Below are 19,078 nucleotides of genomic sequence, written 5' to 3' on the forward strand. Positions count from 1 at the left end.
TATATAACTTGTTTCCTCCAAAGCTCTTTTACATTTAATTAAATTGAGTAATTCTAGCATTCATTACATATAATTATATAAATTGAAATTTTTACGAACAAATCTTAGTTACTTTGCTCTTTACAAGTTACTGCAACACCATCATTTTTCAAAAATTTCACAATTTCAAAATACTCTTCTTGAGTATCCATTTCAAATATCCAATAATTAGGTACCTTAACTGCTGTTATATTAAGCGAACTTATATTTTCTCTTACTATATCGTCCCAATATAATTTACTATTTAATAAATACTGCTCATTCATATATTTTTTATAAATATTTTTTATCACATTACATTCATTATTATGCCAATAAGATATTCCAGACAAGGATGGTAAAGTATCATCGGTTATCAGAATATCTACTATTTTGTTATCTTTTAGAGTTGGGCACCATTCTATTGTTGTTAAATTTCGTAAAACAGTATAGTATGTACTCATTTGGGGATTATCTTTAAAAATATTCTCAGTAAGTACTGTATCAGCATCAATAACCCATGAATTTGAAAAATAAGGCAACACTAATGAAAAAGTGTATATACTATTATAATTGGCATAATTAAAATTATGAATCAGTTTTACTTGCTTATAACTTTTGCTCAAATAAAGAAATTTCTCAGACATATGGCCTGTCACTATATAAATAGATGTAATATCGGCCTCTATTAAGTAACAAATTGTTCTTTCAATATTAGGAATATCTTGAATTGGAAATAATGATTTATGGTTTTCTTTGGTCCATTCCTTAAAGCGTGTTCCAAGTCCTGCTGCTAAAATTATTGCATTCATTCCTATTTATCCTTTCTTACTAAATTGAGTATAGTTAAAAATTCCCTTGGTTTATTAGTTGTTAATAGTGACCCTAATATGATAGCAATAGCTAAACCCAGTTCTTTAAATGAAACACTGAACCCTAGACATAAGCTAATTAGTATTGCCCATGCAGAGTAACTAATATTTAATCCCATTGCTCTAATTGGTCCTACTCTTTGGATTGAAGTATAATAAAAAAGATAGGACATTGTACCAGCAACGGCTGTTATAACAATAAAAAGCAGTAAGGAATATTGCTCGAAAATAACAATCACTAGATCATAACCATTAATTATTGGGATAATAATAAAAGCAAATACTACAGCTGAAGTAGTTTGTCTTAAATATAAAGCAATTGCAGGAGCGATATTATTACTCATTCCATATGCACTTATTACAGACTCAGTTCCCCAACCAATTGCACACAAAATCGCAAAGAAAAAACCAAGTATAAGATTATTAGTAGGTTCTGAAGATGTAATCCCTAATAGCATTGTTGCAAAAATTGCCAAGCTAAAGCCTAGCCCCATTTTAATTGTTAACTTTTCCTTTAATATTATTACACTTAAAATCGCTCCAATAGCAGGATAAGTAGCAGAAATAATTGCAGTATAAGAAGGACCAATATAATAAATTGCCATCATGTAACCTGTCATACCCAAGGGACCACCAAATATACCTGCAATAAAAATATAGAAACTAGATTTATTATGTAAAGTACTTCTTAAAAGTTTTAATTTCCCACTTAGTATGAGATGGATACCTATCCATACACTCGAAAAGGCATCATGTAAAAATGTTACGACTAGGGGTGCCAAAAATAATGAAGTAGATAAAATTGGTTGCCTTAATATTAATCCAATTAGTACTGTATCAACTCCCCATAAAATGCCTCCAAATAAGCCCATCCATAGTCCAGCAATATAATACTTCTTAAACATATTCAATTAGCTCCTCTAGTGTCCCGACCCCTCTTTTATACCTTTTATTACCATAATTTATGAATTCCCCAGAACCTGCCTCTTCTTTTACTAAAGCCCAAATAGACCAGAGAATATCTTGAAAAGCTTGGAAAATTTTTATTTTAACCCAGTCTTTTTCATTAGGTACACGATTTAAATATGCAGATAAGAAAATCATCCCCTCTTTCTTATTAGCTTCACATTCTAGTAAATACGAAGCTAAGTCCCAGTAATAATCGTTAAATCCAGAGTATTCCCAATCAATTAAAAATAGTTTGTTCTTTTCATTTAACAAAAGATTTTCTGGAACCAGATCATTATGGCAGGGAGCTTCACAATATTCAAAATCTGATAATAACCATTTATGAATATATTGTATATTATCATATGTTCTTTGATAATTTTCATAAGAAACAGGATTCTTAAGTGATTTTGTATATTGTATCAATATTTCTTTAAAGTCAAATTTGTTAATAAATTTTACATTTGACTGATGTAATCTCCGTAATAAATTTGCTGATTTTTCCAAATTATTAGGTAGTCTCGCCCTATACTTTGAAAGTACCTCACTATTCGGAATATATTCTGTTATTTTAAAACCGTTTAAACTGTCACAATATATGATAGGAGCATCAATACCTAATCTTTGAATTTCTTTAATATTATAGAGCTCATTTTGCCTGTTAATTATAGTAGATGTCCCCGAACCAGGGATTCTAACAAAATATGTATTTGTTAAAGTAGTTACCTTAAAATTATCATTTGTCATTCCACCTACTAATGAAAGATGGTGAATTGGTTCTGAAATAATTGAAGCAAATCGCATTTTTACAAAATGAATGTTTTCATATATTTTTTTTCGAGGTAACTTCTTTTCTTGAGCTTGGTTCATTTTATATTTAAAGTTAATACTTGATTTTTTCAAAATAAAGACCTCTTCATCCGACTTGTTAAATTACTAATAGAAGTTTCCCTTTTGGCATCCATTAATAATATTTTAGCAAAGTTTAATTTTTCTAGTGATTAGTAAAATTAATTTGTCCCCCAAATAAATTTCAAGTAAACAAGCAGGCGGATTAATAATTGTTAGTTTTCTATCGGGCAATGATACCTCCGTTATAATCACTAGGATTCCTCCTTTAACTTAAAACTATTCTTGGATGTCAAATCTAATCCTCATTTTTTTTAAAACTCCTATTCAATTCTTCTTTTCCAAAGAACCAGCTTCTTTCAGCTGGCTCAGCTAAAAAATACTACTATTTACTCTATCAAAATCTTCCTTATCTCCTACTTTTAGTTTTTCTTCATCCCTTATTAAAACACAAATAAGAGGAATACAGAGTAAGATTAATCTATTTTTGTAAATGCAGCCTATTATTCTCAATCCAACTCATTACAGTTTCCATGGAATCATTTTTTAATTCATCTGAAATTTCTTTTTTGCTATTTATATCAAAAGAATAATTTTCAAATTCAACCATGCCAACTGAATCTACCAATTCTTTAGTTTTAAAATGAATTGTTCCCCATTCAAAATTAAAAGCAATTTGATACACTTGATTAGGGTGAATTGTTTCAGCTATAGCAAATTCCCTATGTTCACCTCCAAAATCTTTTAATATACCTCCATCTAAATTCAATTGTTCATTTTGAATATTTAACAGCTTTAAAACTGTAGGATAAATATCTAAATTACTCATTAAAGTTTCGCTTATTTTATTTTCAATACCAGCTCCCATTAAGAAAAATGGTACCTTTGTACGGTAATCATTTAAAAAATGCTTTTCATTATTAGATAAGTATTTTTGACCATGATCGGAGTGAACGATAATTAACATTTCATCTTCTGAATATTTTTTCTTTAAATAATCAAATAATACACCCAAATGTAAGTCAATTCGATTTAATTCTTTAGAATATCGATTAACCTTTGCCTCACTATAATCTGTTTGAACAGAAGTGGCTCCCATATTAGAAGAGATTCTCTCTTGGAAACCTAATTTCATTTGGCTTAATGGTGAAAAATAAATTTCATCAGCAACATCATGCAAGTCAGGTATCGTAATCCAAATATAATTGTTTTTATCTTCAAAAGCTTCTAGATGGTCAATTACCTCTTCTATGATTTCACTTACACCAAAACCCCCTACTGAATTTTTAAAAACAACACGGTCATAGCTTTTTCCATAGCCTTGAATGGGTGTTCCTCTCCAATCTCCGCCAATAGATGTTGTAAAATAGCCATTTTCTCTAATTGTCTCTATTAATGATTTTCGTTTAATTGAAAAATCATGATTAAATGTTGGGTGATACTGTCCGTGTTTAGTAAAGTCTGTTGCTGTTACTGTTGCGGCGTTACTAGGAAAAGTCCAATCTGCTGCTGCATAACAATTTTTATTCTCATAAATATTAACAAATGATTTTTTTATATTAGGAATAAGTAACGATGGATTATTTTCTTCCAAAAATGTTCCAGATAAGCCGTCAATAAATATATGCATTACTAACTTTTGAGGTTTTAACTCATCTTCGCACTTTATTGGCTTCCCAACAAATATAGGCTTATCTGATGTAATAGTTAATTTACCTTTATCAAAATTCAAATAATTGTATTGTGTTAAATTTAATTTTGCATCTTTGTATTCTTCACCGTTCCATTTAAATGTTACTTTCGTGTCGTTTGACATTAATGATACTGGAATCATTGTTTTTTGATTAAATTCAAAATTAAAATCTAACCCTTCTCTCCCCATAAATCTTTCCGATTTCACATAATATCTAATTAGACTATTAATATCGTTAATTAATAATGTTTTATACAAATTAGTTAAATTTTCATACTTTGTTCCTTTATCTAATACTTTTCTAATTAAACTATCCCCGTACCTATCAATTGGATACATTCTTCCATCCGTTTGATTTATTACTTTTTTTAACTGCTCAACTAACATCTCTAATTCACTAATTGGAATTAGATTGTTAGAATTTATTTCGGATAGTATTTCTTGTAAAATACCGTCTAATTCTTTATGTCCTTCATCAGTAGCATATATATAGCATTGACCTAAATGCTCAAATACTTTACCAAAATCATTTAATTTAAAATAATTAAAAACTGCATTAAAATGAAGGCCATAAGAATATGAAAATTTTAATAATCCCTCATGAATAATTTTCCTTGCTTCTTTATTTCGCTCTGCATTAAATAAATATGTACTTTTAGCAATATAATATGTTTCTGTTTTCGCTATACTCCCCAATTTATTAATAACCCCCAATACATCTTCACAATGATTGAAATCTTGAAGTTTTGTATGAAGCATCTTAATTTGAATAATCTTATGTTTCATTTATTTCCCCTCATTTATAATGTAATTCAAATAATAACTCGAATACTAAAGAATTCAAGTTATAACAGGCACATAATTCTTAAACTATGAAATAAATATAAATTCACTTTCCACCACCTGTAAGCTGATTCATATATTACAACATGATAAATTCCATTATCCAAATAGACGATTTCTTAATATCAAAATTAGTTTTCAGAAAAATAGGGTGGTCTGCCAATTAGATAAATGATTAATAACTTAAAAAGATAGATAATGTCTATATAGTCCTACGCCATAATTAAAGCGGGTTAAATAATCTAATCCGCTTTTTTTAACTACAACAGATAGTTCATAGTATTATTTATAACTCCTAAATTATTGTCATTAAATTACTTGTTTTTGTTAATTAATACTTCACAATATAAAAAATCTTCCTCAGAATCAATATCCATCGAGTTATTAGAATTCATCAAAAACCCAACTGTATTTAAAGTTAAAAAGGATTTTTCTTTAATAAGCTTATCAACCTTTGCCATATATATTGCTCCATTTAGGATATAACTTTCCGGTAAATCTTGTCGTCTAGTTGCTACCTTCTCTTGTGATAGCAAAGAGACTAGTTTTCCACCTTCTATTGTATACATCCAATAAGGTGTTTGTTCTGATACTGAAACAGAAACACAGAAATCTTCATCATTAGTTAATAAATTTTCTATACACCCATCAATATCATATGCTGTTCTGAATGGTGAAGTTGGCTGTAACATCACAACATAATCATATCCAGGACACTGTTCTATTGCATGAAGTACCGGGTCGATACCTGGTGTTTCATCTGTCGCTAATTCGATTGGACGTTTAAAAGGCACTTCACATCCATATTGTTTTGCAACCTGAATAATTTCATCATCCTCCGAAGATAAAATCAGTCGATCAATATATTTTGATTTTTTTGCTTCCTCAATTGTCCATGCAATTAATGGTTTTCCTGCTAAATCTCTAATGTTCTTTCGCGGAACACCTTTTGAACCACCACGGGCTGGAATAACTGCCAAAATTTTAGGATTCATGAGACATCTCCTTAACTTTTTCATTTGCACGTTCAAAATCATCTACACGCCCAATATCCAACCAATACTCATGTATCGGAAAAACAGATGTCTTTTTGCCATGCTCAACCAGCTTTTCAAACAATGTTGGCATATCATAAAACGTATCCGTCGGGATATAATCAAAAACTTCCGGGCTTAGCACATAAATTCCTGCATTTACAAAGCTTCTATGAACTGGCTTTTCCTTAATACTCAGTAAATCAGTGCCAACCGTCTCAATAACTCCATAAGGAACTTGAAATTCATACTCTCTGACACACATTGTCGCAATAGCCTGCTGCTCTTTGTGAAACTGCATTAATTGTTTAAAATTTACTTGAGTTAATAAATCACCATTCATGACAAAAAAGGGCTCGGTTGGTCGATTTTTAAGTAATGAAAGTGCTCCAGCTGTGCCCATGCGTTTTTCTTCTTCCACATATTCAATCGTCACACCAAATTCCTCACCAGCTTGGAAATAACTTTGGATCACTTCTTTTTTGTAATTTACCGAAAAGATAAAGTTTGTATAGCCGAATTGTTTAAAACCGTCAACAATCGTCTCTACAATTGGTTTATTTCCAACCTTTAGCATTGGCTTTGGAACATCATTTGTAAGTGGACGTAACCTTGTGCCTAATCCACCAAGCATTAAAATTACTAGATTCTTATTAATAGGTGATTCTAATTTATCAATAAATAAAATGTCGATTACTCGATTCGACTCATCAATAATAGGTAGCTGCTTCAATTTTTTTGAATTCATTAATCTTTTATATTCGCTAGATTGCCAACCTATTTTTGCACTTATTGGACGACTATTCATAATCGCAGTAATGGGTACCTCCAGTCCTTCTCCACGCAATATACCGCGTCGGATATCACCATCTGTTACTGTTCCAAGTAGTCGGTAATTGTTATCTACTACGACAGCAAATTGCAAGGATGTTTGATCGATGATTTTCATTGTTTCAAATAGCGTTTGATGCTCCGTTACTATGATTTTTTTCCAATTATTCAATTGATTACACTTCCTTTGCTGGTACACCATATGCCTTTGTATTATTATTTATATTTTTCACTACAACAGAACCCGCACCAATTAGACAACTGTCTCCAATATGAATTCCTTGAATAATCGTTGTGCCTGTTCCTATATGCGTACTATTTCCAATTCGAACGTCACCTGAGATCTTTGTTCCTGGTGCAATATGTACATGTGCCCCGATTATGCCATCATGATCAATTATTGCACCTGTGTTTATAATCGTATTATCGGCTATAACAGTTGCAGTTTGAATAATTGCACCGGCCATAAGTTGTACACCTTCACCTAAAATTACAGAAGGCGCAATGTTTGTGGCAGAATGAATAACAGATTTAAAACGATAGCCCTTTACTTTTAGTTCTTTAAATAGTACTTCTCGGAATGATGCAGGTTTTAGCATACCAATACCTAATACTAACTCAATTGCCTTTGGAGAATAATTGTGGATGACTTGATCTGTACCTAAATAGTTCAATCCAAACCGATTGGCTTCTTCAGTTGGGGTAGTAAAGCCAAGTATCATTTCCCCCTGTGCAATTAAAGTTTCAGTTAAGACAGCCGCATGTCCACCATTCCCAATAACAATTAGCGGCTTATTCATTAATAAGTTCATCCTTATCATAGGATTTTTCAGCCTGTTTGCCAATATATGCCCAATAGTTCGAAGGAGCAATTCCACTTCCTGGACGTTTTACAGTTAAATTTTCTGCAGTAAATAACTTTCCTTTTTCAATAGCCATTCTAGCAACTAAGCTCTTTCTCGCCGGAATTCGATTTTTCAATTCAATAGCTGTCGGTACTTTATGCCCATTACCTAATGCTTGTTCAACCTCTCGAATTTGCTTTACCATTTGTTTCAATTCTTCTGGTTCTAAAGATGCAACATGATCCGGACCCTCTAAAGTTTTATCTAATGTAAAATGTTTCTCAATAACCGTTGCACCTAATGCAACCGCTGCTGTAGGAACTGCTATTCCTTCGGAATGATCAGATAAGCCGATTGGTACATGGAACTCTTGTTGCAATTTTGCCATGGCATGTAAGTTAATCGTATCCAATGGGGCAGGATACTCTGTCGTGCAGTGAAGAATAGTAACATATTGTTGAAGCAATCGTTTTGCCTCTTGTGTTGTATAAAAATCTGCCACTTGCTCCATCTCAGTCTTATTCGCTAATCCAAATGCAATATAGCTAAGTGCCTCATGAATATCGTCGATTGTTGCCATTCCCGTAGACAAAAAAATCGGCTTTTTTTTCTTTGCAATTGCATAATTAAATGGGGCGTTCGTCAATTCACCTGATGGGATTTTTGCAGTTTTAACTTTTAGCTCATCGAATAAAAAATCGACACTTTCATAATCAAAAGGTGTCGATAAAAATTCTATTCCTTTGTCCACACAATATTGTTGAAGTGAAGTAAATTCTTCAAATGTCAGCTCTAGTTTTTTCAGCATATTAAATTGCGAAATATACTCCTTCAAGTTTTCTTTTTGATAGTCAGCTTGCTGAGCATTTTTAGTTACTAGATTTTCAGCTTTAAACGTTTGAAACTTTACAGCGTCTACTCCAGCTTCTTTTGCTATATCAACAAGCTGTTTAGCCATGTCAAAAGAACCGTTATGATTGACACCTGCTTCTGCGATGATATAAGTCATAAATCATAAAACTCCTTTTGCACTTTATAGTTTGAAATTCCTTTTAGTTGTTCATAAATTTTATTGGCTGTAAGACCATTACCAAATATTTCCTCATACGCTATTTCATTGGATAATGCATAATCAATAGCAAATTTAATAGATTCAATAGACAAATCACAATCAATTACCGAAGCCGGTCGCTCTCTGCCTTTCTGTCTCTCCCCGCAATTAATTGTAGGTGTTTTTAAATAAGGTACTTCAATTAAACCACTTGAAGAATTGCCAATAACCAGCGTTGCCGCTTTCACGGCACTTAAATATCTCCTTTGCCCTAGTGAATCATATAACTGTGCGTTCTCTTTGTTTGCAAAAACATATTTTTGAAGTTGCTCGTTAATTTCTCTACCACCATTATCAGCATTCGATTTAGTAAAAACAAAGTGGTAATCATACTGATAACTCGCTAAAGCTTCCAATAAAATATTTATCCCTATAAAATCGCCATTAGTTTCTGGATGATATGTAATTAAAAAGAATGGTTTATCTTCATTAATAGTTAGCTCTTTATAAATTGTTGACCGGTCCATTAAATTTAATTGCAACGTATGATCAATGCCAATTGCTCCTACATTAAAAACCCGCTCTGGAAACTCACCTAATTGAATGACACGATTTCGATGTCCTTCAGTACTTGTAAAATGCCAAGTCGCCATTTTTGTAATGGAATGACGAATTGCATCATCATAGGCACCAAAAGTGCATTCACCGCCATGTATATGTGCAATTGGGATTTGCATGATTAATGCCGTTTGTGCGGCAGCTAACATTTCAAAGCGATCTCCTAATATAATGATTAATTCAGGATTTAAACGCTCGTAAGCATCTGCAAACCCAATTGTTGCAAGGCCCATTGATTTTACAACGCCCGTTGATGTATCGGCTGATAACAGCATTTCAACTTTTTCATTAACTTGAAAGCCATCTTCTTCTATTTGCTGATAGGTTAAACCAAATTCATAAGACAAATGCATCCCTGTAGCAATTATTTGTAGCTCAAACTCACTGTCTTCTTGAAATAGCTTCATAACATTAGAAAGCAGACCATATTCCGCTCTTGTCCCCGTTACTACACAAATTTTACGTTTCATTTATTTCACCTCAAGCGGCGTACTCGCTATATTCACAAGCCTTCTTTTCATATCATTCGTCATAGCCAAATCCATCATCGGACCGAACTTATACATTTCTAACTCATGCATTGGCTGCCAAATTGGACGGCTCATTACACCTTGCTCATTTAAAAACGTTAACACTTCATCTCGATTTAATGAATCCCCTAGTTTCAATGTCTGTAACCAATAGTTACTATCACTATGTGTTGGCTCTGTAAATAGTGTTACATCATCTAAATGAGCTACAAGTTCTTCGTATATATTAGCTAATGCTTTTTTTTGAACTAAAAACAGCTCTAACTTTTCTAATTGTGCACAACCAATCGCGGCATTAATATTTGGCATACGATAATTATAACCAATTTCATCATGAGCATATTCCCACTTATGGGGTACCTTTGCTGTTGTTGTTATATGCTTAGCATAATCAGCAAGTGTTTCATCATCGGTTAAAATCGCGCCACCGCCGCCAGTCGTAATGATTTTATTACCATTAAAGCTCATGGCATTGATTTTACCAAAACTGCCTGTATGCTTGCCTTTATAATAAGTACCTAAAGATTCGGCTGCATCCTCAACTAATACTAAATGATATTTATTAGTTAATGCCATAAGCTCATCTAAATGTACGGCATGACCAAATGTATGCATTGGTACTAATGCCTTAATACGACGATTTGTTTGCTTATTGTATAGTTCATTATCTCGGATTTCAGAAATCTCTTGTAAATATAGATTTAGCCTAAACGGATCAACACCTAAAGTCTCTTCATGTACGTCAATAAAGTGTGGTACGGCGTTACAGTAGCTTACTGCATTTGCCGTTGCAATAAAAGTAAGCGAAGGCATCAGCACTTCGTCATCTGCCTCTACCCCCGCTACCTTTAATGCAATATGTAGTGCTGCAGTACCATTTACGACAGCAACAGCTCGTTTAACTCCGACAAATTTTGCAAGCTCTTCTTCAAACTTCGTTACATAAGCACCTACTGATGACACCCAACCCGTTGTCACACAGTCTGTTACATATTCCAGTTCTTTTCCGTTGAATGTCGGTTCATGTAAAGGGACAAAATCTTTATCGTACAATTTTTTCACTTGTTCAGCAAATTGCATCCATTGTTTGTTCATATATTATATACATCTGCCTTATATTGAGTTAAATTTTTGGGATTGGTAAACCACTCGATTGTTTCCTCTAAGCCTCGACGAAATCCTTCTTTACCACCATATTGTGGTTCCCAACCTAGTAAATCCTTTGCCTTTTGGTTTGACGCCCAAAGACGCTCTACTTCACTTTTCTCAGGACGCAAGCGTTGCTCATCAGTTTCAATTGTTAAATTAATTCCCATAATATCGGCAATCATTTCAGCTGTTTCTCCAATTGAAACCTCATAATTAGAGCCAATATTAGTGACCTCACCAATTGACTTTTCAGATTTCATTACAGAAATAAAGCCTTGTACGGTATCTTTTACATAATTAAAATCACGCGTTGGGCTAATTGCACCTAGCTTAATTTTATCCATACCATTCGCTAATTGACTTATTATCGTTGGAATAACTGCACGTGCAGATTGTCTAGGACCATAAGTATTAAACGGGCGTATAATGGCTACTGGTGTATCAAATGAGCGATAAAAGGATAGCGCCATTTGATCGGCACCAATTTTTGATGCTGAATAAGGCGATTGCCCTTGTAATGGATGGTCTTCATCAATCGGAACATAAAGTGCTGTTCCATAAACCTCACTTGTTGAAGTATGGACCACTTTTTCAATACCTAACTCACGTGCTGCCTGAACGATATTTAATGTACCATTAATATTTGTATCGACATAGGTTGTTGGTGAATGATAAGAATATGGAATGGCAATGAGTGCAGCCAAGTTTAACACATGTGTACAGTCTTTCATTGCTTCCTTTACACCATAGGGGTCACGAATATCCCCCGAAAATACATCTAGCTCAGATTTAATTTCTCGAGGTGCATGATCTAGCCAGCCCCAAGAGTTATATGAATTGTAATAGCAAAATGCTCGGACATCAAAGCCTTCGCGAATAAGCTGTTCTGTTAAATGCGAGCCGATGAAACCATCAGCTCCGGTTACTAATACCTTTTTCATTTTTCAATCTCCAATTTGGTTTATGTTTTTTTGAATTAGTTGTTCAAACTCCATCTTATTTATTAACTTGACATTAGAAATTTTGGCACCCTTACTAGCAGTATTTAAAACATCAATATTAATACTTTGACATTTTTCTTCATACCAGTTCCAAAATGAATAGAGCATTGAATTAGTATTTATCATACTTCCATCATTTGCTTTAAGTTTCCGTTTAATATCTTTTAATTTCACGTTTGTATTAGATGTGGAATTTTCTGAATGAGTACGGTCATTTGGAAACCCTAAATCTTGACCAAATAAAACAATCGTTTGATAACCTAATTGTTCTAATAAACTAAAGGTGACTGTACCTACAGAACCACCAACATCAATTAATGGCGAACCATTTTTTTTTGCCGCTTCTTCTGCAAAACTGAAACCTTTTTGAAATAAAATATGTTTCTTTCCACTCATTAATTTTATTGTCTCTGAATTTGCTGTACATAGATGATACAATGGTCCATCATACTTTAGTCCATCAAATTGTCTTTTTATTAAATCACTCGCATCACTTATAACTACACCAGTTGGTATAATTTTATTTTTTGAAACCGTTTTGAGTGCTGCCCCTACTACAAAAATATCAACAAAGTCTTGATTTTCTTTTAACCATACGACAGTTTCATCAAGAGAAGGACCTGCTGCAACTAAACATCCTATCCTTTTTGGATTTATATTTGAAATAACATCACTATTACTTAAAATATTACTATTAAAATTTTCTATCATTTTTTCTTTAGTTAGTCTATACGATAACTGATTAATTTTAATTACATTTAAAGCTTTAAATAAGGGGTGCTTTTCACCAATTCCTTTAATCCAAGCATTAGGAATTAATATTTGCATTTTTTCATTTAATGTCAAATCTTTTATTTCATTCCTTAACTCTACATTTTCATATCGGAAAACATTTTTACATTGTATCTCAAGAAATATACTTAATTCCACTTCATCAAAATAATAAACATATACCTTTTTATCACCTACAAGATTTAATAAATGCTCTAAATGATATCCTAGACCTAGTCCTATTAACACATATTTTTCAGCATCTAAATCAATTTCAGATTGAATCCAATTCAATGCGCCTTCTTTAGGCTTATATTTACTATATAATTGGGTACCGTTTAATGATAAAGTCATTTCATTATTTTTAGCAAAATCTCTTTGCCAATCTAATGTAAACACCTCTCTATCCATTTATCGCCTGAAAGAAAGGGGAGATTTCATATTCAAATAAATCTGCTACTAATAAATAATCTTCTTTTTCTAAACCTTCATTTATTTCTACTAAATAAATTTCTATTTTTGTAAAGTCAATAAAAATATTTTTACCATTATTTTTTAAAATACGTGTGGCATCATTTAACCACATCATTCCTTCAGAGAAATCAGAAATAGCTTTTAAACCTTTGTACAATTCATCTTCCTTCAAAGAATTTGCTATATATATAACCCCGTTCGGAACATTTTTCAGATATGTTCCTACACTTTCTTCTAGTTCTAAAATTTCTCTTGATTCATTCATAATAGGCCTCCACTTTCTTTTGCTTCTTCAAGGGAATCTTGTACATACCCCATTGTTGTTTTGGTAGCATCTAACAATCTCGTATACAAATCTACATTTTGTTGGTATACTCTTTTATATTTTTGTAAAGCTGTTTCTTCACCTGTTGCCTTGTATTTTGTCATAATATCTAATGTAATAGGATCTATAATTCTATCCATCATTACATTACTTTTTAAAACTTCTACTTTTTTATCAACATTATCAAGTTTTGTTAATGTTGCATCTGTAAAAAATGTTTTCGTTCGATTTTTTTCTAAGGCTTTTAATGCTATCTTATACTGATCAACGATTTTACTATAATTAATAAGTTCATTTCTAAGTATATTTACATATTTATTATAGTCTCTATTTTTGGTCTGTAGAGAAATTAATTCAATAGTATCTTTAGTATTTACAAACGTCTCTATGAATTGATTAAAAGATAATTGTTGCATTCCTTGAATTTTTACTCCGCCCTCAGTACAATTAAAAATTTTATCTTTCCCTTCTATATCCAACATTATTTGTTCAAAACTAGTTTTCATTGAGTAAAATGGATAATCTGTTACTACCTTGTCTCCAAAAAAACCATCTACTTCAAATGCATCATTTTCTTTTAAATAATTTTCATCAATTATTTGAGCATTTTTATTGTTATCTGCATGAGTTTTATTACCCGTATAGGCCAAATCCTGCCCAATTAAAGCAATTGGACCGCTTGAAATGTATCTTGCTATGCTTAGTGAAAAATTAGCTACCGACCCTCCGCCTTGAATTATCGGCAAATTTATATTAAATAGATTATTAATATATTTTTGATAGTTGTTTTCCTTTGGTTCCACAAAGGCGAATTTATTCCTTTTAAATTCTTTTTGTATATTAAAACGGCTTGTAGCTGAAAAAATGAGTGAAGCTTTGGTTAACTTTATATCCTTAAAATGACGCGTAAAGTTAATCTCTGACCCATCAATTGTAACTATATAGTCTGGTTCAATATTGGCTTCGAGCAAAGATCCTACCGTAGATCCAGCAGCGACTAATATTATACTTTCCCTAATTTCTAATAAAAGATTTAATTGCTTTGTTAATGAAGGACCCCCTGAGGCTACAATTACAGGTTTATTATAATACTTTCTCAACATATTTAAGGAATTTGACTCGTATATATACAACATATTTCTGAGGCTATTTTCTTGCCATAGGGTACCTAGCTTATGAGTTGTATTAAAATAAATTATATTTAAATTTTGAATATCTTTTATTTCTTTTAAAATATCCTTAAATAACTGCGGGAATATTTTATCATAATTAGGTGCGCATATAATATTAATATTTTTACTATAATAGCTTACCTTCTTTTGAATACATTCATTTATGAATTTTAAATCGGTTGTAAATATAACATCGAAATTATTTTCATTAAATTTGCTGAACGCTTCGATTGGATCTATAAACAAAATTTTTTCTTTGTCTATTTGTAGCTCTTTTAAAGCTCCCACTGAATATCCTAAACCGTAACCAAAAATAATATTCAAAGCATCCTTTTGAATTCCTCTTTCGAGGAAGTTTAAAACTTCTTTTTCAGGGTTATATTTACTGTGAAGTAAGTATCCATTTATCATTACAGATTTGATATTATTTTCCTTATATAAATATTGAATGTCTACGTTCGCCATAAATCTTAATTCACCTCTTTTATTAATATCGGCAATAGTTATAAAGAATTAAGATTGATTGTAATGCATAAAGTTTTCTAAACATAATATTTATCCGTATGTTTAATGGACAAATATAATCATTTAGACAAAAAAAAAACTAGCCTCCGAATTAATCCGGAAGCTAATCTTAGTTTAAATTATTTTACCCTAATAATTGTAATACGCCTTGTGGCTGCTGGTTAGCTTGCGCAAGCATAGATTGTGCAGCTTGCATTAAGATGTTGTTCTTAGTGAAGCCCATCATCTCTTTTGCCATATCTGTATCACGGATACGAGATTCAGAAGCTGTTAAGTTTTCAGAAGTTGCGCCTAAGTTGTTGATTGTGTGCTCTAAACGGTTTTGAATAGCACCTAATTTAGCACGTTCAGTTGAAACTGTTTCAAGTGCAGCATTGAATGTTGAAATTGCATTATTTGCATTAGCTTGTGTAGAAATTGATACCGCATCAACATCTAATGCAGCAGCACGCATGTCTCCAACTGTTAATGAAGTATTTTGATCTTTGTTAGCACCGATATGGAATTTCTGTGCTGAGAAACCACCACTTAATAGTTTTTTCGTGTTGAACTCAGTATCAGTTGCAATACGTGTGATTTCTTTTGCTAATTGGTCAATTTCTTTTTGTAAGTGACCACGGTCGCTAGATACGTTTGTATCGTTTGAAGATTGAACCGCTAATTCACGCATACGTTGTAAGATTGCATGTGTTTCGTTTAATGCACCCTCAGCAGTTTGGATTAAAGAAATACCATCTTGAGCGTTCTTTTGAGCCATGTCTAAACCACGGATTTGTCCACGCATTTTTTCAGAGATTGCTAAACCAGCAGCGTCATCGCCAGCACGGTTGATTTTGTAACCTGAAGATAATTTTTCTAGGTTTTTAGACGCTTGAGCGTTGTTGAAACCAAGGTTACGGTGAGTGTTTAAAGCTGAAATGTTATGTTGAATTCTCATTTGGAATTCCTCCTTGAATTGTTTTTATTTGACCCACATCCTTGTGGGAAAGCTTGGCATTGGCTAGTACCTCTGCCTTACATACTATATATCGTAACTAGTTTGAAATGTTTAATAGTTTTTATATAAATTATTTAATATTTTTTAAAGAAGTGTCATTTGAACAAAACTTGTAAGTAAAAAAGATCGAAAAAACCTCAACGTAGAAAAATATATACTTCCACAATAAGTCTTAAATTTACTTTTTCAATTTAAATTGCTTCAACATATCAATTGAACTAGCCATAGCCTCTTTATTCTGCTGTTGAATCGCTTCAAATACTTCAGAACGATGAACCTTGACAGACTTTGGAGCCACAATCCCCAACTTTACTTGGTCTCCATCAACAGAGATAACTTTCACTTCAATTTGGTCGCCTATCATAATTGTTTCGCCTTTTTTTCGTGTTAAGACTAGCATTTATTTTTCACTTCCTTTAGAAGAAATGGCGATTTGGTAACGCAACGGATATTTCTCACTATCCTGTAGGACAATTTGTTTACCTAGCTTTTGTTTCGTATTGATGATAATTGGCGCAAGTAAATTAATTGTAGAATCCGTAAAATTCTCTTTTAATGTGATGACCGTATATGTTGCGACTTCACTTTCTTCCATTAGTTGTAACTGTCCCTTATCTTCCTCGCTTAAATCAAAGGCATAATCAGATTTAAATGCGAATGGATACCCTACAACAAAGCCGATTTGCTCATCTTCAGTCGATTGTAACAAGGCAATAGGTAAATCAGCATCTAACCCTAAAAGGATGTATTTCGTATATTGTTGAAACCCGGGTAAACCATGCTCGAATGTAAGTATTTCTGACTCTTCTATTTCAACTTCGCCTAAAAATTTTGTTTGAATGTTCATTTATTTCTCTCCTTTTAACCGATAACGTCAATTTGCACATCTGGTCTTACCAACATTTTCCCACTTACTTTTCCATAAGTGAAATCCATTTGAGGTTTGTTTACTTTTACGTCAATTTTCGGTGCATTGCGTTCGATATATACGTCTGTTGTTCCCGGTGTAATATTTACTTTCACTGAGCCAATCGATGGAATAAATTTAATATTGTAAGGACCTGGACGTTCTGTGCCATGATTTTGCTTGGAGATGTTTTGGATTGTAGCACGGCCTTGATCCTTTCCAGCACTCATCATGATTTGACGACCTTCACCCATTCGTCTGGACATTCCCTTCAACATTTCTTGCCTTCCCATTTGTGCATATTCTTTAATAAATTCACCAACTGGTTTTGACCCTAAATCTCGCCACATTTGATCCATATTAATATCTAGCTTGGCGTTTGTTGTATTAATTTGGACTGTTGCAGCAGGTTGTGAAATTTTCAAATCTGCTGGTCGCTGTCTAATTTGTTGAAATGGCTTAGTTATTCTGTAATCCATTTGTATATCAGTTGTCGAAATTTGAATTTGTGGAAATCGCATTATAAGGTCTCCCTTCTGTTAACAAAAGCGCTTGGAGCATGTCCAAACGCTTTGATAGTATTATAAATTTAAACAGTATGCGTTTGTCGCTTCACTTTCGTCCAAAACCTTAGTTAATTTTATTTAACGAATAAAATCTACTAGGGTCTGTTGTATTATCTTAGCTCCAACAGATAAAGACGCTTGGTGGATAGATTCGGCCGTTACCATTTCTGTAATTGTTTTTGCATAATCTGTATCTTCATTTAACGACATTTGCTTTGTTACATTGACTTCCTGCATCTGAAGCCGACTTTCCATTAATTCAACACGATTTTGCTTTGCACCAACTTCTGCTCGCTTCACTAATACTTTTTCATTTAGTGAGTCTAGGCCCGGAATAGCTGGATTTCCTCCCGCTATTAAGTCAACCCCTAGTGCGTTTCCAATATCTGTACCTGTTGTCGTATTATCTTTTAAAAGGTTTTCCAGTCCTGTCATAAATGTGTTTATTTCTTTAAACAGTCCAACACCTTCAGTATTGATTTGCATCTTGATTCCGTCAAAAACATTAATATCAATTGATTTTTCTGTTGCTACTAAAGGTGCGTTAGGGACAGCTATTCTATCAGGAACTGGAGTAAACTTTGGATTAATTGCATCATTTACAAATAGGGGATCGTTTGTATGGGTTCCCGAGAAGATATAGTTTTCTCCAACCTTTGTATTCCCCAAATCTTGAAGATGTTGTCTGATTTGACTAATTTCCTCATTAATTTTTTGACGATCCTCAGGTGTATTTGTATCATTTGCTGCTTGAATGATTAGCTCTTTCACACGGATTAGTGATGTTCCTACTTGGTCTAGAGCTTCATCAGTACCATCCAACCAGGTATTAGCTTGGTTCAAGTTTCGTTGATATTGCTGATTTTTATCTAAATCAACACGGTATCCCATTCCTTTCACCGCAACTACTGGATCATCAGACGGGCGATTAATAATACTGCCCGAATTTAATTGTTCTTGATACTTCGCCATTTTATTATAGCTATTATTTAAGTTACGAAGCATATTACTAGAGAGCATCGATTGTGTTACGCGCATCGTATTATTCCCTTCTTCCTA

General features: G+C 32.7%; 19 protein-coding genes. All 19 read right to left on the minus strand.

The window, feature by feature from the left end; all coding sequences use genetic code 11:
• Positions 1–104: 104 nt before the first annotated feature.
• The 19 genes from H9635_RS03035 to flgL all read right to left on the minus strand — a co-directional run bounded on the left by H9635_RS03035 (position 105) and on the right by flgL (position 19,057).
• Positions 105–830 carry a sugar phosphate nucleotidyltransferase gene (locus H9635_RS03035; RefSeq protein ID WP_191698660.1) on the minus strand — a complete coding sequence of 242 codons (726 nt, stop codon included), beginning with the start codon at positions 828–830 and terminating at the stop codon, positions 105–107.
• Between the two features lie 2 nt (positions 831–832).
• Entirely contained in the window at positions 833–1,795 is a 963-nt protein-coding gene (locus tag H9635_RS03040; protein ID WP_191698661.1) for a DMT family transporter, read from the minus strand.
• Complete coding sequence (locus tag H9635_RS03045; RefSeq protein WP_191698662.1) at positions 1,788–2,741, minus strand: choline/ethanolamine kinase family protein; 954 nt, start codon at positions 2,739–2,741, stop codon at positions 1,788–1,790. Before H9635_RS03045 ends, H9635_RS03040 begins: the two co-directional genes overlap by 8 nt.
• A gap of 427 nt (positions 2,742–3,168) precedes the next feature.
• Positions 3,169–5,166, minus strand: a complete 1,998-nt coding sequence (locus H9635_RS03050) for a sulfatase-like hydrolase/transferase (protein ID WP_191698663.1) — start codon at positions 5,164–5,166, stop codon at positions 3,169–3,171.
• Between the two features lie 371 nt (positions 5,167–5,537).
• Complete coding sequence (locus H9635_RS03055) at positions 5,538–6,218, minus strand: acylneuraminate cytidylyltransferase family protein (RefSeq protein ID WP_191698664.1); 681 nt, start codon at positions 6,216–6,218, stop codon at positions 5,538–5,540.
• Positions 6,208–7,260, minus strand: coding sequence for a nucleotidyltransferase family protein (locus H9635_RS03060; protein ID WP_191698665.1), 1,053 nt, complete (start codon positions 7,258–7,260; stop codon positions 6,208–6,210). Before H9635_RS03060 ends, H9635_RS03055 begins: the two co-directional genes overlap by 11 nt.
• Positions 7,261–7,264: 4 nt before the next feature.
• Positions 7,265–7,900, minus strand: a complete 636-nt coding sequence (locus H9635_RS03065) for an acetyltransferase (RefSeq protein ID WP_225231074.1) — start codon at positions 7,898–7,900, stop codon at positions 7,265–7,267.
• The gene (neuB, locus tag H9635_RS03070) at positions 7,881–8,942 is read right to left on the minus strand and encodes an N-acetylneuraminate synthase (protein ID WP_191698666.1); all 1,062 of its coding nucleotides are present in this window, start codon (positions 8,940–8,942) and stop codon (positions 7,881–7,883) included. The genes H9635_RS03065 and neuB overlap by 20 nt, the downstream gene beginning before the upstream one ends.
• Positions 8,939–10,072, minus strand: coding sequence for a UDP-N-acetylglucosamine 2-epimerase (gene neuC / locus H9635_RS03075; RefSeq protein ID WP_191698667.1), 1,134 nt, complete (start codon positions 10,070–10,072; stop codon positions 8,939–8,941). The genes neuB and neuC overlap by 4 nt, the downstream gene beginning before the upstream one ends.
• Positions 10,073–11,227 carry a LegC family aminotransferase gene (locus tag H9635_RS03080; RefSeq protein ID WP_191698668.1) on the minus strand — a complete coding sequence of 385 codons (1,155 nt, stop codon included), beginning with the start codon at positions 11,225–11,227 and terminating at the stop codon, positions 10,073–10,075.
• Positions 11,224–12,222 carry an NAD-dependent 4,6-dehydratase LegB gene (locus H9635_RS03085; protein WP_191698669.1) on the minus strand — a complete coding sequence of 333 codons (999 nt, stop codon included), beginning with the start codon at positions 12,220–12,222 and terminating at the stop codon, positions 11,224–11,226. Before H9635_RS03085 ends, H9635_RS03080 begins: the two co-directional genes overlap by 4 nt.
• Before the next feature lie 3 nt (positions 12,223–12,225).
• A complete protein-coding gene (locus H9635_RS03090) occupies positions 12,226–13,452 on the minus strand; it encodes a motility associated factor glycosyltransferase family protein (RefSeq protein ID WP_318245169.1) in 1,227 nt (408 codons plus the stop codon).
• Between the two features lie 4 nt (positions 13,453–13,456).
• Positions 13,457–13,792: a hypothetical protein gene (locus H9635_RS03095; RefSeq protein ID WP_191698671.1), complete on the minus strand. Its 336-nt coding sequence runs from the start codon at positions 13,790–13,792 to the stop codon at positions 13,457–13,459.
• The gene (locus tag H9635_RS03100) at positions 13,789–15,489 is read right to left on the minus strand and encodes a motility associated factor glycosyltransferase family protein (RefSeq protein WP_191698672.1); all 1,701 of its coding nucleotides are present in this window, start codon (positions 15,487–15,489) and stop codon (positions 13,789–13,791) included. Before H9635_RS03100 ends, H9635_RS03095 begins: the two co-directional genes overlap by 4 nt.
• A 184-nt stretch (positions 15,490–15,673) precedes the next feature.
• Complete coding sequence (locus H9635_RS03105) at positions 15,674–16,486, minus strand: flagellin N-terminal helical domain-containing protein (protein WP_191698673.1); 813 nt, start codon at positions 16,484–16,486, stop codon at positions 15,674–15,676.
• A 238-nt stretch (positions 16,487–16,724) separates the two neighbouring features.
• Entirely contained in the window at positions 16,725–16,946 is a 222-nt protein-coding gene (gene csrA, locus H9635_RS03110) for a carbon storage regulator CsrA (protein ID WP_191698674.1), read from the minus strand.
• Complete coding sequence (fliW, locus tag H9635_RS03115) at positions 16,947–17,393, minus strand: flagellar assembly protein FliW (protein WP_191698675.1); 447 nt, start codon at positions 17,391–17,393, stop codon at positions 16,947–16,949.
• Between the two features lie 14 nt (positions 17,394–17,407).
• On the minus strand, positions 17,408–17,974 hold the full coding sequence (locus tag H9635_RS03120; protein WP_191698676.1) for a DUF6470 family protein: 567 nt from the start codon (positions 17,972–17,974) through the stop codon (positions 17,408–17,410).
• A 123-nt stretch (positions 17,975–18,097) separates the two neighbouring features.
• The gene (flgL, locus tag H9635_RS03125; protein WP_191698677.1) at positions 18,098–19,057 is read right to left on the minus strand and encodes a flagellar hook-associated protein FlgL; all 960 of its coding nucleotides are present in this window, start codon (positions 19,055–19,057) and stop codon (positions 18,098–18,100) included.
• Positions 19,058–19,078: the final 21 nt, after the last annotated feature.

This window comes from Solibacillus faecavium (assembly GCF_014836905.1).
Classification (GTDB): Bacteria; Bacillota; Bacilli; order Bacillales_A; family Planococcaceae; genus Solibacillus; species Solibacillus faecavium.